The organism is Planococcus sp. S3-L1 (assembly GCF_030063085.1).
Classification (GTDB): Bacteria; Bacillota; Bacilli; order Bacillales_A; family Planococcaceae; genus Planococcus; species Planococcus kocurii.
In genome coordinates this window covers 25,356-39,040 of record NZ_JASISN010000004.1, presented here as the reverse complement: position 1 = coordinate 39,040, position 13,685 = coordinate 25,356, and the positions used below count along the sequence as shown (strand labels likewise).

Genomic DNA, 13,685 nt, shown 5'->3' with positions numbered 1-13,685 from the left:
GAAATGAACAGGAGGCCCTTATGCAAAGCTGGTATCAAATATTCCCTAAAAATCCTTGGCTGAGTCTCTATGCTTGGGTGATCTTTTGTATTTTGCCATTCTTCTTTATCTTTCGATCTTCCTCATTACCTGAAATTATTTTCGGTATTTTGCTCTTGTTGTTGTTTTTCCTTGCGTACCGGTTGTCTTTTAATTCAAGAACTGGCTTTGTGTATGTTTGGGTAAGTTTTGAAATGGCGATTAATATTGGAATGATTTTCTTGTTTGGGTATGTATATCTGTCTATTTTTGTGGCCTTTTTTATCGGTAATTTACGCAATAAAGTAGGATTTTTCATTATTTATGGCCTTCATATTGGCATGACAATTGCAGCTATTGTATTTGGCTTTTTTGACCATAGTGAATTGTATATCTCTCAGCTACCATTTATTGTGCTTAGTGTACTAGGTGTTATTTTATTGCCGTTTAATACGTATAACCGAAACAAACGAGAAAAATTAGAAGGTCAGCTAGAAGATGCGAACAAACGAATTTCTCAACTGGTGATTATCGAAGAACGTGAACGAATTGCTCGTGATTTGCATGATACGTTGGGGCAAAAATTATCTTTAATTGGCTTAAAAAGTGATTTAGCAGGTAAATTGATTTACCGGAATCCAGAGTCTGCTTTAAATGAAATAAACGATGTTCGACAAACAGCACGTACAGCTTTAAAAGAAGTGCGTGAGTTAGTGTCTAATATGCGGGGCACCAAACTGGATGAAGAAATTTTGCGGGTGCAGCAAATTTTAAAAGCTGCTGAAATTGATTTTGTGTTCTACGGTTCACCGCAGCTGACGAACACCCCCTTGTTAGTAGAAAATGTTCTAAGTATGTGCTTAAAAGAAGCAGTGACGAATGTCGTGAAGCATAGTGGTGCAGCGCGTTGCAGCGTATTGATCAAGCAAAATCCCGAAGAAATTCTGGTGCAAGTGCAAGATGACGGACAAGGATTTCCAGAAGGAAATACTTCTCTGCAAGGAAACGGATTGGCTGGTATGCGCGAACGATTGGAGTTTGTAAATGGTTCGGTAGGAATTAAAGTGATGGAAGGCACGACCTTGAACATCCGGGTGCCGAACGTAATTCTTTATAGTTCAAAGGAGGCAGTAAAATGATTCGAATCGTATTAGCTGAAGATCAGCGAATGATGCTCGGGGCTTTAGGGTCACTGTTGGATTTAGAAGAGGACATGGAAGTGGTCGGTAAAGCATCGAATGGAGAAGAGGCAATCGAGCTTGTGGAAAAACTGCAACCAGAAATTTGCATCATGGATATTGAAATGCCATTGAAAAGCGGATTGGATGCAGCGGAAATTTTAAAAGACAAGCCGTGTAAAATTATTATTTTGACTACATTTGCACGTTCAGGCTATTTTGAACGTGCTAGAAAAGCTGGAGTTAGCGGTTATTTGCTAAAAGATAGTCCAAGTGAAGACTTGGCCACATCCATTCGAACAATTATGGATGGCCGCAGAATTTATGCTCCTGAACTAGTGGACTTAGCTTATGCTGACGAAAACCCATTGACTGATCGGGAAAAACAGGTGATGGAATTGATTGCTGAAGGACGTAGTACAAAAGAAATTGCTAAAGAGCTGTTCATTACAACAGGTACTGTACGGAATTACATTTCAACAATATTGGACAAGTTAGAAGTAGGAAATCGAATTGAAGCCATTTCACGGCTTAAAGAGAAAGGCTGGTTCAAGTAAAAAGCTGCTGTCAGTCGACAGCGGCTTTTTACTGTTTTAGGATGATTCGTACAGAGTTTCAGACAGTGATCCGTCTGCTGCATAGATGTGAAGTTCTCGTGATTTTTTGTAACATAGCGCTTTGCTTCTCCCATTAGACTATCTTTCGTTTCTTCAATCAGAATCGCTCTTTTACTGTCTTTTTTCTTTAATTGCCAACCATCTTCATGTTTTCTGATTTCGTAGACAGGTCGTTCTTCAGCGCCCATTTCAGTTTTTTGGGCTTGGTCTAAGGCAATTGGAATCGCGCGACTTTCTGTGTAACCATCGCGAAGCAGTGCATTGGCAATTTCTATTGCTTTATGACGAACAGCACTATCAAGATTTTTAAATGATTCTGGATAATTATCTTCGTTCCATGGCATTAAAATCGCCTCCTTGTCCTTGTAATTCCCCCTTGAATTTGCTGCAAAACCGAAAAAGAGGACTTTTAATAAGTGACAATAATGTTACACTGTTAAATAAGGAGGGGATAAAATGACAGATGCAACTTATCAAATCATTGCTTTATCTGTTTATCTAGGTGCCATGCTATACATTGGCTGGTATGCTTACCGAAAAACTGCCAACTTATCCGACTATATGCTTGGTGGCAGGGGTCTTGGACCAGCAGTAGCCGCACTTAGTGCCGGTGCATCGGATATGTCTGGATGGCTGTTACTTGGCTTACCGGGTGCCATTTATGTAGGTGGACTGGTTAAGGTTTGGATCGCGATTGGATTGACAATCGGTGCCTTTTTGAACTGGTATTTTGTTGCGCCGCGACTGCGAATCTATTCGTTTGTCACAAACGACTCCATCACGATTCCAAGTTTCTTGGAAAATCGTCTGAAAGACAAATCACGGTTGTTACGAATTGCTTCGGGTATTATTATTTTGATCTTTTTCACATTTTACGTTTCGTCCGGAATGGTAGCTTCAGGCTTATTTTTCCAGAGTTCATTCGGAATGGACTATCATTTAGGGCTTGTCTTAGGTTCGATTGTCGTGGTCGCCTATACCTTGTTTGGCGGATTTCTGGCAGTCAGCTACACAGACTTTGTACAAGGAATTATGATGGTTCTGGCGCTAATTGCCGTACCAGTAGTAGGTATCTTTGCTACAGGTGGATTTGGTGAAACCGCTGCAAGTATTCGCGAGGTAGATCCGAATATGTTGAGCTTGGTTTCTGGCGCTTCGACAATCGGCGTTATTTCTGCAGTTGCTTGGGGCCTTGGTTACTTCGGCCAACCCCATATCATTGTTCGTTTTATGGCGATTAAAACGTTGAAGGAAGTTCGTGTAGCGCGCCGCATTGGGATGAGTTGGATGATTTTCAGTCTTCTCGGAGCAACTGCAACAGCGCTTATCGGGATTGCTTATTTCCAACAAAATCCTTCAGCGACGTTAGTAGATCCTGAATCTGTGTTTCTCGACTTGAGCCAAATTTTGTTTCATCCATTAGTGGCTGGATTTGTATTGGCTGCAGTTTTAGCAGCTATTATGAGTACGATTTCTTCTCAGCTTATTGTAAGTTCTTCAGCGCTTATTGAAGATTTATACAAAGTTTTCTTTAAAAAAGAAGCATCAGCTAAAGGATATGTATCACTTGGCAGAATGGCTGTTGCAGCGATTGCCATCATTGCAGCCGCTCTAGCATGGAAACAAAATAATACTATTTTAGATCTAGTTGCTTACGCATGGGCAGGGTTTGGTGCTGCTTTTGGACCAATCATTTTGTTGTCACTATTCTGGCGCAAGCTAACTTCAAAAGGTGCATTGGCAGGAATGATTGTCGGCGCTGTAACAGTTATCGTTTGGAAATTAGTTGGTACAAAACCAGAAGATCCTGGAGCTACTGAAATGACGAATTTCATAGGCAGTGTTTATGAAATCATTCCTGGTTTCTTCTTGTGCTTACTCGTGACATGGCTTGTGAGTCTCGTTACTTACAAACCAGATGCAGAGATTGAGAAAGAGTTTGATGAAACGGTTCGATTAATCAACGAAGACAAGTAAGAAAAATCAAAAGGCGTACAGCATTTCCTTACGGGAAAAGCTGTACGTCTTTTTTGATTTAATGCTACTGCATGTAAATTATTGATAGCTTAATATGAAATTAAATTCGTAACCGGGCCACTTAATTTGATATACCGTAATTTAACTTTTTAGCACTTAAAGGAAATTAGGACACCCATGGCGAACGAGGTAGCATGACAGAAAAAGTGAGGTGCTTTATGAAGTTAGATCATATTGTTCATTTTGTTCGTGAAAATCCACAAGAAACCGTAACCTATTGGCAGGAAAAAGGAATTCATGCAGCAAAAGGTGGGCGACATTTAAACTGGGGAACGGAAAATGTCCTCTTGTATTTGAAAGATTGTTACATTGAGTGGCTGTCAATCGAAAAAGAAGAAGTGGCTCTGCAAGCGGATCATCCGCTTACGCACCAACTGCTCTATGACCAAGTTGGTTTTGGAACAATTTGTTTGCGCACGGATAATATTCAGGTTTTAAATGACGATTTGAGAAAACAGGGAATGGATACTTCTGGAGTGTTGACAGCCAAACGTCAAACTGAAAGTGGAGAGCTGATCAAATGGAAAATGCTATTCATCAAAGAACAAGTCTCGGATAAATTGCCTGCTCCATTTTTTATCGAATGGCAAAAAACAGACGCTCAGCGCTATCAAAAGCTAAGAGATAACGGCGCTATACAAGCGTTAAACGAAACCTTGACGATCGAACGTTGTGTATTTGGGGTTCGGGATATAGAAAAAGCGACCACTGCATGGAAGACGATTTTAGGTGGCAGCTTACAATTAGATAATTGTCTGATTGAATTCAGAAAAACAAGTCATCCAAAAGAACGTCTGGAAAAAGTTTGTTTTGAAGAGGGTATAAATAAGTTTGAATTTGAACAAGGGCAGTACAGGCTACCTCGCTTGTAAGAGGATAGCAAAGAAACTGTGGTAAAATAGAGATATCGAATGGGAATTTTCCTTTCCTGAAATAGGAGGACAATATAAATGGATGAGTTACAAGAAAAAGCAGTCATCGTTGGTGTGCAACTTCAAAAAGATCTTCATTTCGTTTACGGAATGGACGAGCTTCATAATTTAGCAGAAGCTTGCAATGTGGAAGTGGTCGGGGAAATCACACAAAACTTAGATCGTATCAACCCTTCTCACTATGTCGGAAGCGGAAAGGTAGAGGAAATTAAAGCTTTTTATGATGAGGCAGATGCCAATTTGGTCATCTTCAATGACGAGCTATCACCTTCGCAAATCCGAAACCTAGAAGAGGATTTGGAATGCAAAGTGATTGATCGTACTATGCTGATTTTGGATATCTTTTCACGACGCGCAAAAACACGTGAAGCACAGGTTCAAGTAGAACTTGCGCAACTTCAGTACATGCTACCGCGCTTAGTAGGACTGCGTGCGTCGCTTGGTCGACAAGGTGGCGGTAGTAGTGGTGGCGTAGCTAACCGCGGAGCTGGAGAAACCAAACTTGAACTGGATCGCCGGAAAATTGAAGAGCAAATTTCAAAGCTTCATAAAGAACTCGAGCATATTAGAGACCAGCGCGTGACACAACGCAAGCAGCGCACCAAAAAAGGTGTGCCTGTCGTCTCATTAGTCGGTTATACGAACGCCGGAAAATCAACAGTGATGAATGGACTGCTAGCAAAAACGGGACAAAACGAAGAAAAGCAAGTGTTTGAAAAAGACATGCTTTTCGCTACGTTGGAGACGTCTGTTCGGCAAATTCGCTTGGAAGACAACAAAAGCTTCTTACTGACAGATACAGTTGGTTTTGTCAGCAAATTGCCACATCATCTGGTAAAAGCGTTCCGTTCTACATTGGAGGAAGCCCGTAATGCAGACTTGTTGCTGCACGTAGTCGATGTTTCTAACGAAGAACACCATTATATGATGGAAGTAACGAATTTAACTCTGCAAGCTGTTGGGGTAGAAAATGTACCTACGCTTTATATTTACAACAAAGCAGATTTAGCAGGAGTTCATTACCCTAATGCAAACGGCGACGGTTTATGGATTTCAGCAAAAGAAGGCAAAGGTCTAGATGAGTTGCTAGAAGTTATTAAAAAACTAATTTTTGCAGATTATGTTACTTGTCGAATGGTTATTCCGTTCGACCGCGGTGACATCGTCGCATATCTTAATGAGCATGCCAGTATTCATGAAACCGTATACGAAGAAGAAGGCACGTTACTTAAAGTGGAGTTAAGTCATGCAGACTATGACCGCTACCAGCAGTTTGTTGTCGGAAATTAAAAAAAGTATCTCAAGTTAGAAATGCGCAAAGACTGTAGACAATCTCAAACCATTTGAGTTTGTCTGCAGTCTTCTTTTATTTGTGGAGTATAGCTGCCACAATCGCTTTGAAATGACTCCTAGAAGGAGAAGTATCTTCGATAGAGGTTTGTTAAAGATTTCGATGAATATAAAAATATTCTCTTACTCAAGATATTTCCAATAGCAATAGATGCGCAAAAAATATGAGGTAAGGAAAATGGTAAAGAAACATACTCATAGACATCAAATTAGGATAGTGATCTTAGATCATTTAATACCATGGAGCTATCCATCCTTAAAATGAAAGCTAAACTTGACTTTTAGTTTATGTATGAACAGGTGAAAGTCCTATATAAAGAAGTAGGACGTTTCGTTGCTTCTATAGGTGGAATCTGAACAGAGTTATACTATGAGAATTTTCAATTTAATCTAAAGCAGAAAGTATCTCATGTATACCTTAAAGGGCGTAGTATAATTCAAGATCTGATTGAACCTTAAAAGGAACTATGTGATTTCCTTCTATGACATTCAGTCAAAGTTGGTTACTACAATCGATCAAGAAGATACGAAAATATTCTTCGAACTGATTGACATGTGCTAGGAAAAATGCAATACCATCTTCCGACATATGAATTTCGGCAAGTACATTCTGGATTACATTTTTTGCCAAGCTAACAACTGTGCATTTTATCCTATTAGGCATAACTTAGCTTTTGAAAATTAAGGAATCTACCCATAGCCAACTTGAAGTTGACTACTGTTTGACTGCTTTTATTGGTAGACAAGTCAAAGATTTGTTTCAACAGCAGATAGTCTAATTTTTTCGTACTTTGAATTTCCATCGAATTCATTAAAACTTAAACGTCATCGTTGTGATGTCAGTCCTTCTATTTGTATTCCACTATTAGAAATTTTACGTGTGTAGCTTATATACCTCAAAATTTTAGAAGATGTTTTGATAAGAGGTGTTTTGTTCCGTATAAGCAGCTCTTTTTATAGTTAGTGAGTCACGAATATAGTATACATATAAAATATTGTTTTTTAATTAGTCAGAAAAATAATTTTAATTAATTAACATGAAAGTTCAAAATATTATGGTTGACATTTTTTATAAGAAATAGGAGTATATAGATAGTAGAAGAAGGAGGAGAAAAGATGAAAAGATTCAAATTATTTTTAGCTTTTATTTTGACTTTGTCAGTTATTACTTTTGCAACACATGACAATTCAGTTGAAGCAGCAACTTGTAAAGGGACAAATACATCAAGCAGTGTTAACAAAAGAATTAATGGGATGCTTACAGAGATAGTGACACTTAAGTTAGATTCATGTACCGCAAAAGAATTACAAACGTCTATAGAAAAAAATGCTCTTACATCTAAAAAAATAGAACAAATAATTAATAAGACGAAAGTACCTAAATTACTTAAAGCACCTTTTCAAATTATATTTAAATTAAATACAACAGGGCAAAAGAATTTGGCTAAATCAATTAAATCAGCCAACAGTAGTGGGAAAGGTGTAACTATTGTAAAACATAGACAATTGAACAATAAAGATACGTACCATCTATACCAGGTTGTAAGTGTGAAATCTCAATAATATAGTGGATGATGAATAATTTTTAGACCATAGACGAGCTCGGATAATTCGAGTTCGTCTATGGTCTTTTAGGATGGAAAAAATTATCTCTGTATCATTTTGTGGATAGTTTTTTACTTTGTGCGAATACTGTCAAAGCAATTTGAATTAGGTGAAGAAAACCATTATATGCTCATTTCAAATCGATGAATTTAAAGGATAATCAACTGAATATGCAAAAACCTGATAGTCTAAATTTTTTGTGTAAAGGTTATGGCTTATTTAATATCTTTTTTATTGTTGAAACTGAATGCGGTGAAGGTTCGCGAAGATGCCCTCAGCTTGGAGCAATTCGTCGTATTCACCTTGTTCTGCGATACCGTCTTCCGTTACGACAATGACCCGATCAGCGTCACGTATTGTCGCGAGGCGATGGGCGATAATCAACGTTGTGCGGTTTTCTGCTAGTTCAGTCAAGGCCTCTTGAATAACGCGCTCTGTTTGCGTATCAAGTGCAGAGGTAGCTTCATCCAAGATGAGGATAGGTGGATTTTTCAGGAACATTCGAGCAATGGCTAAACGTTGTTTTTGCCCACCTGATAATTTGAGTCCGCGTTCTCCGATTTGTGTATCGTAGCCCTGAGGTAATTTTCGAACAAAGTCTTCTAAATGCGCTTTTTTTGCAGCGATTAAAATTTCTTCTTCACTGGCATGACGTTTGCCGTAAGCGATGTTCTCGCGAATCGTTCCAGTAAACAGGAAGACATCTTGTTGAACAATCCCAATTTGTGAACGCAATGAATGCTTGGTCATGTCGCGAATATCGAGACCATCAATCGAAATCGACCCATGTTGGATATCATAGAAACGAGGGATTAACGAACAAATCGTCGTTTTTCCAGCACCTGATGGACCGACGAATGCAATCGTTTCACCTGCACGTAAGTTCAAATCGATTCCTGACAAGACCAATTTATGATCGTCATAGCCAAAAGAGACATTTTCGAATCGGATATCTCCAGTTAATTTTTCGACAGCTACGGCGTCTTTCCGGTCGTTGATGTCAGGTGCTTGTTCAATTAAATCCCGGAAACGGCTAAAGCCAGCCATGCCTTTCGGATAAAGTTCTAACAATGCGCTAATTTTATCAATAGGTTTAATCAAAACGTTCAAGAACAACACGAAACTGACAAGTTCTCCGTACGATAATTCACCTTGGAAGTTGAGCCATGCCCCGTAAACCAGTACGACTAAAGTTAATAGACGGGTCATCATATATATACTGGAATGTGTTGCCGCCATGACTTTATAAGCAACCATTTTTGCTAGACGGAAACGGTCGTTATCCGTTTTAAAGCGTTCGATTTCAAACTCTTCATTCGTAAAAGATTGAACGACGCGTGCTCCTGAAACGCTGTCTTCTACACGTCCATTAACATCCGCGATTTTGCCATACATACTGCCCCAAGCTTGGTTCATTTTGATGTTACAAAACGTGATAAGCCAGACTAGAAACGGAATCACAATGAGTGTAACTAGCGCTAGTTTTGGGTTAATCCAAAACATAATACCAAATGCTCCGAAAAACGTCATGATGGCAATAAAGAAGTCTTCAGGTCCATGATGGGCAAGTTCACCAATGTCGAACAAATCATTCGTGACACGGCTCATAATATGACCAGTTTTGGTATTGTCAAAAAAGCGGAAGGATTGTCGCTGGACATGAGTGAACAGCTCTTCTCTCATATCTGTTTCGATATTGATTCCTAATTTGTGACCGAGATAGCTAACGATATACTGTAAGAACGTACTTAACAAAAAGATCGCAAGTAGCAAGAAGCTAACTGTAGTGATGGTTCCCCAATTACCACTCGGCAGCAAGTCATCGATAAACCACTGAACAGCCACTGGAAATGCGAGTTCTAAAATAGCAACAAAAACAGCGCTAGAAAAATCAATGATAAACAGCCGCTTATGAGGTCTATAATATGTGAAAAATTGTTTTAATCTCAAAAAATCCCACCTCTTCTTTTTCTCATAATGAAAAGTATAGTCGAAGTCGAAGAAATAAACGACTGGAAATTGGATAAACAAGAAATATGAAACTATTTTTAGTTTAATTCGTAAATACAAACAGATACAATTTAGCGAAGTTTGTCAGTGAATCAAAGAGAAGCTTACGATAATTTGAGAGGGGAAGATTATTTTGAAAAAATGGATCTTATTTATGAGTACAGCTACTTTAGCTATCGGCCTTTCTGCATGCAGCGAAACTGCAGAACCGGCATCTGGTGATGAAACGACAAAAGGAGAAGACAGCAAGTTAACCGTACAAGAGGTCTATGAGAAGTCAGTAGAGGCATCTGAAGACATTACGAGTGTACATGCAGATATTGTAACCGATCAAACAATCGCGATGCAGGGCGATGGCATGGAAATGGATATGACAGTGAGTTCTTCTATGGATATGACCATTGATCCGGTAGCGTTCTACCAAAAAGCAGAAACTTCCGTTGTGTCTGAGGACATCGACAACAGCAATCCGATGAGCATGGAAATGTACTTCACCGAGCAAGGCATGTACATGTACGAAGAAACGATGGCGACTTGGTTAAAGATGCCGGATGCAAGCATTGAAGATTTAAAAGCACTCGCTGATCAGCAAACGGCCAATCCTTCTCAACAGCTTGAAGAACTAGCGGAGTTTAAAGATGATTTCACATTTAAACAAACTGAAGGTGAGTACATTTTAACGCTTGATGCCTCCGGCGAGAAGTTTAACGAATTAATGAATCAACAACTAGAGAAAACGTTAGGGCAAATGGAACTTGAAGCACAAATGGCACTAGAAGACATGACAATTCATGCTGTTAATTATGTGATCTATGTAGATAAAGAATCCTTTTTAACGACAGGCATGGATATGAAAATGGATATGGACATGAATATTGAAGATGAAATGATGAACATCAAATCTGATATGCAAGCTGACTACAGTAGATTCAATGAAATTCAATCCATTACTGTACCAGCTGAAGTAGTAGAGCAAGCGCAGGAAATCGCAGGTTAATCGAATAAGATCAAAAATTTCAAGTTACTAGAGAAGAACACAGTCTGTCAATAAGATTTTCTATAAGAACAGAAGAGCATGCCGAAGTGGCATGCTCTTTTTATATTTGCCCGAATTACAATTTTTTATAATTCGATACTGTGTTATGTAAATGAAAATTATTCTCAATTAACTATTGACTCGTCTTTCTAGCATGCTATACTAAAATACGTAAGTCAGTGATAATGATTATCACTACCGAATAATCAATAATTAGTTATTGAAGACAGATGAGGGACAGTCGTGAAGAAGCGTTACTTAATACCAACATTAATCCTACTGTCGATCATTTCCTTGTTTGTCGGAGTGAGCAGTATCAGTGTAGCTGATTTGCTTGATTTCCAATCGGAAGAGACACAGATATTCTTGATCAGCCGACTGCCAAGGTTGGTCGCGATTTTGCTGGCAGGTGCAGGGATGAGTATGGCAGGACTCATCATGCAGCAGTTAAGCCGCAATAAGTTCGTGTCTCCGACAACGGCAGGTACATTAGACGCCACACGGCTTGGGATTCTAGTATCGATGCTATTATTTGCAAATGCAACGATGCTAGAAAAAATGACAGTGGCTTTTGCTTTTGCGCTTGCCGGTACGTTTCTTTTTATGCAAATACTAAATCGCATCAAATTTAAAGATGCGATATTCATACCGTTAGTCGGTTTAATGTTCGGCAACATCCTGTCTTCGATTACAACGTTTTTCGCTTACCGAGCGGATGTAATTCAAAACATGTCCGCTTGGTTACAAGGTGACTTTTCGATGGTCATGAAAGGAAGTTATGAACTTCTCTACATCAGTGTTCCGGTTTTTATCATCGCTTATTTGTACGCTAACCGCTTTACAGTGGCAGGTATGGGTGAGGATTTCTCTAAAAACTTAGGGATGAAATACCGGAGTGTTGTCAACATCGGATTGACACTCGTAGCCTTAATTACAGCGACGGTTGTCTTGACGGTAGGGGTTATCCCATTTCTTGGGTTGATCATTCCGAACATTGTATCGATCTTCAAAGGAGATCATCTACAAAAAACATTGCCACATACGGCAATGCTTGGCGCAATTTTCTTGCTGGTGTGCGATATCTTGGGAAGAGTCTTAATTTATCCATACGAGATTTCCATCAGCTTGATGGTTGGCGTGATTGGAAGCTTTATTTTCCTCTTCTTGTTGTTTAGGAGGAAAACGTATGCGTGATCTACATAAAATGCTTATACTTGTCGGCTTGGCTTTAGCCGCTTGTAGTTTATATTTATTTCAAGACTTGAATGGCAGTTTCGATTATGCGCTGCCAAGACGTGGTGTTAAAGTGTTTGCCATGGTCTTAACAGGAGTCGCGATTGCTTATGCAACAGTTGTCTTTCAGACCATTACCCATAACCGGATATTGACACCGAGTATTATGGGCTTGGATTCACTGTATATGTTGCTTCAGACGGTGCTGATCTTTTTCCTTGGTTCAGATCATGTCACAATCGTCAATAAGCAAGTGAACTTCTTGTTGTCGATTGCCGTCATGGTCATCTTCGCCTTGTTGTTCTATCGCTTGCTTTTTAAGAAGAATGATCGACCGATTTACTTTCTCCTGTTGGTCGGGATCATTTGTGGAACCTTTTTCAGCAGTATTACCACATTCTTGCAAGTGCTCATTGACCCGAACGAATTTTCAATCATCCAAGACCGAATGTTTGCGAGCTTTAATAACGTCAATTCAGATTTGGTGTGGACCTCCCTCGTCATCATCACGCTGTTGATTGCCTTTGCTTGGAAACAAAATTCGTCTTTAGATGTTCTAACTTTAGGGCGTGATACAGCCATCAATCTGGGTGTGAATTACGATGCATTAGTAAAGCAAATGCTCGTGTTGTCTGCTGTTTTGATTGCGGTTGCTACAGCGCTTGTTGGACCGATTACCTTTTTTGGTTTAATTGTCGCAAATTTATCGTATCAATTCTTTACGTCCTATAAACATTCGGTCTTGTTAACCGGATCCATTGTCATCAGTGTAGTGGCGTTGGTTAGTGGCCAGTGGGTAGTGGAACGAATTTTCACTTTTAATACAACATTGAGCGTTATTATCAATTTTATCGGTGGAATTTATTTCATCTATCTACTATTAAAGGAGAGTCGATCTAAATGATCCAAGTTCGCGAATTGACAAAGTTATACGGGAAAAAAACGGTCGTGGAAAACGTTACTGTTGATATCCAACGCGGTCAGATTACGTCCTTTATCGGACCGAACGGCGCGGGTAAGTCCACGTTATTGTCAATGGTCAGTCGCCTGTTGGATGCGGATACCGGTGAGGTGCTTATTGATTCAACCAATACCAAGAAGTTGAAATCCAATGAGTTCTCGAAACGTGTATCAATCTTAAAGCAATCTAACTTTATGAATGTCCGTTTGACCATTCGCGAGCTTGTTTCTTTTGGTCGCTTTCCTTACTCAAAAGGTCGCCTCAACGATGAGGATGAAAAAATGGTTGATCAATCTATTGATTACATGGATTTGAAAGAAATGGAAAACTCTTATCTAGACGAACTGTCAGGTGGTCAGCGTCAGCGTGCATTTATTGCGATGGTGATTGCGCAAGACACTGACTATGTCTTATTGGACGAACCGTTAAATAACTTGGATATGAAACACTCTGTTCAAATTATGAAAATCTTGCGTCGCTTAGTCGATGATCTTGGCAAAACAGTGGTCATTGTGTTGCATGATATTAACTTTGCTTCTGTGTATTCAGATCGCATCGTGGCACTGAAAAACGGTCGTGTCGTAAAAGACGGAACGACCGAAGAAATTATCCAAAGTGCCGCATTAAAAGAAATCTACGATATGGATATTCCGATTCAGCAGATGAATGATTGCCGGATTTGTGTGTACTTTAATTCTTAAAAAAGAG

At 39.3% G+C, this 13,685-nt stretch carries 12 protein-coding genes; 10 read left to right on the top strand and 2 right to left on the bottom strand.

Annotation, left to right across the window (positions count from 1 at the left end; genetic code table 11):
- Positions 1–20 precede the first annotated feature (20 nt).
- Both QMF37_RS05640 and QMF37_RS05635 read left to right on the top strand, forming a co-directional pair.
- Positions 21–1,157 (top strand): sensor histidine kinase, encoded by a 1,137-nt coding sequence (locus tag QMF37_RS05640; protein ID WP_058386460.1) that lies wholly within the window; start codon positions 21–23, stop codon positions 1,155–1,157.
- Positions 1,154–1,753: a response regulator transcription factor gene (locus tag QMF37_RS05635; RefSeq protein ID WP_058386459.1), complete on the top strand. Its 600-nt coding sequence runs from the start codon at positions 1,154–1,156 to the stop codon at positions 1,751–1,753. Before QMF37_RS05640 ends, QMF37_RS05635 begins: the two co-directional genes overlap by 4 nt.
- Here the strand turns inward: QMF37_RS05635 and QMF37_RS05630 are convergent.
- Positions 1,666–2,157 carry a DUF2188 domain-containing protein gene (locus QMF37_RS05630; protein ID WP_283477121.1) on the bottom strand — a complete coding sequence of 164 codons (492 nt, stop codon included), beginning with the start codon at positions 2,155–2,157 and terminating at the stop codon, positions 1,666–1,668. The genes QMF37_RS05635 and QMF37_RS05630 overlap by 88 nt on opposite strands.
- Positions 2,158–2,269: 112 nt before the next feature.
- On the opposite strand from QMF37_RS05630, the gene putP reads away from it, so the two are divergent.
- The 4 genes from putP to QMF37_RS05610 all read left to right on the top strand — a co-directional run bounded on the left by putP (position 2,270) and on the right by QMF37_RS05610 (position 7,695).
- Positions 2,270–3,790: a sodium/proline symporter PutP gene (putP, locus tag QMF37_RS05625; RefSeq protein WP_078080094.1), complete on the top strand. Its 1,521-nt coding sequence runs from the start codon at positions 2,270–2,272 to the stop codon at positions 3,788–3,790.
- 218 nt (positions 3,791–4,008) lie between these two features.
- Complete coding sequence (locus QMF37_RS05620; protein ID WP_071153496.1) at positions 4,009–4,722, top strand: VOC family protein; 714 nt, start codon at positions 4,009–4,011, stop codon at positions 4,720–4,722.
- A 78-nt stretch (positions 4,723–4,800) separates the two neighbouring features.
- On the top strand, positions 4,801–6,072 hold the full coding sequence (gene hflX / locus QMF37_RS05615) for a GTPase HflX (RefSeq protein ID WP_078080095.1): 1,272 nt from the start codon (positions 4,801–4,803) through the stop codon (positions 6,070–6,072).
- 1,176 nt (positions 6,073–7,248) lie between these two features.
- Entirely contained in the window at positions 7,249–7,695 is a 447-nt protein-coding gene (locus QMF37_RS05610) for a hypothetical protein (protein ID WP_071153497.1), read from the top strand.
- A gap of 273 nt (positions 7,696–7,968) precedes the next feature.
- Here the strand turns inward: QMF37_RS05610 and QMF37_RS05605 are convergent, their stop codons facing one another.
- Complete coding sequence (locus tag QMF37_RS05605) at positions 7,969–9,687, bottom strand: ABC transporter ATP-binding protein (protein ID WP_071153498.1); 1,719 nt, start codon at positions 9,685–9,687, stop codon at positions 7,969–7,971.
- 193 nt (positions 9,688–9,880) lie between these two features.
- Here QMF37_RS05605 and QMF37_RS05600 point away from each other — a divergent pair, with 193 nt between their 5' ends.
- The 4 genes from QMF37_RS05600 (at position 9,881) to QMF37_RS05585 (ending at position 13,678) form a co-directional block, all read left to right on the top strand.
- Complete coding sequence (locus QMF37_RS05600; RefSeq protein ID WP_283477117.1) at positions 9,881–10,744, top strand: DUF6612 family protein; 864 nt, start codon at positions 9,881–9,883, stop codon at positions 10,742–10,744.
- Positions 10,745–11,026: 282 nt separating this feature from the next.
- Entirely contained in the window at positions 11,027–11,977 is a 951-nt protein-coding gene (locus QMF37_RS05595; protein WP_283477116.1) for an ABC transporter permease, read from the top strand.
- The gene (locus tag QMF37_RS05590; RefSeq protein ID WP_058386451.1) at positions 11,970–12,920 is read left to right on the top strand and encodes an iron chelate uptake ABC transporter family permease subunit; all 951 of its coding nucleotides are present in this window, start codon (positions 11,970–11,972) and stop codon (positions 12,918–12,920) included. Before QMF37_RS05595 ends, QMF37_RS05590 begins: the two co-directional genes overlap by 8 nt.
- Positions 12,917–13,678, top strand: a complete 762-nt coding sequence (locus QMF37_RS05585; RefSeq protein ID WP_283477113.1) for an iron ABC transporter ATP-binding protein — start codon at positions 12,917–12,919, stop codon at positions 13,676–13,678. The genes QMF37_RS05590 and QMF37_RS05585 overlap by 4 nt, the downstream gene beginning before the upstream one ends.
- Positions 13,679–13,685: the final 7 nt, after the last annotated feature.

What these genes read in the sequence shown, in the direction of transcription:
- hflX (WP_078080095.1), top strand. Translation starts at nt 4,801, where the DNA reads ATGGATGAGTTACAAGAAAAAGCAGTCATCGTTGGTGTGCAACTTCAA.
- QMF37_RS05585 (WP_283477113.1), top strand. Translation starts at nt 12,917, where the DNA reads ATGATCCAAGTTCGCGAATTGACAAAGTTATACGGGAAAAAAACGGTC.
- QMF37_RS05610 (WP_071153497.1), top strand. Translation starts at nt 7,249, where the DNA reads ATGAAAAGATTCAAATTATTTTTAGCTTTTATTTTGACTTTGTCAGTT.
- QMF37_RS05635 (WP_058386459.1), top strand. Translation starts at nt 1,154, where the DNA reads ATGATTCGAATCGTATTAGCTGAAGATCAGCGAATGATGCTCGGGGCT.
- QMF37_RS05590 (WP_058386451.1), top strand. Translation starts at nt 11,970, where the DNA reads ATGCGTGATCTACATAAAATGCTTATACTTGTCGGCTTGGCTTTAGCC.
- QMF37_RS05630 (WP_283477121.1), bottom strand. Translation starts at nt 2,157, where the DNA reads ATGCCATGGAACGAAGATAATTATCCAGAATCATTTAAAAATCTTGAT.
- QMF37_RS05640 (WP_058386460.1), top strand. Translation starts at nt 21, where the DNA reads ATGCAAAGCTGGTATCAAATATTCCCTAAAAATCCTTGGCTGAGTCTC.
- putP (WP_078080094.1), top strand. Translation starts at nt 2,270, where the DNA reads ATGACAGATGCAACTTATCAAATCATTGCTTTATCTGTTTATCTAGGT.
- QMF37_RS05620 (WP_071153496.1), top strand. Translation starts at nt 4,009, where the DNA reads ATGAAGTTAGATCATATTGTTCATTTTGTTCGTGAAAATCCACAAGAA.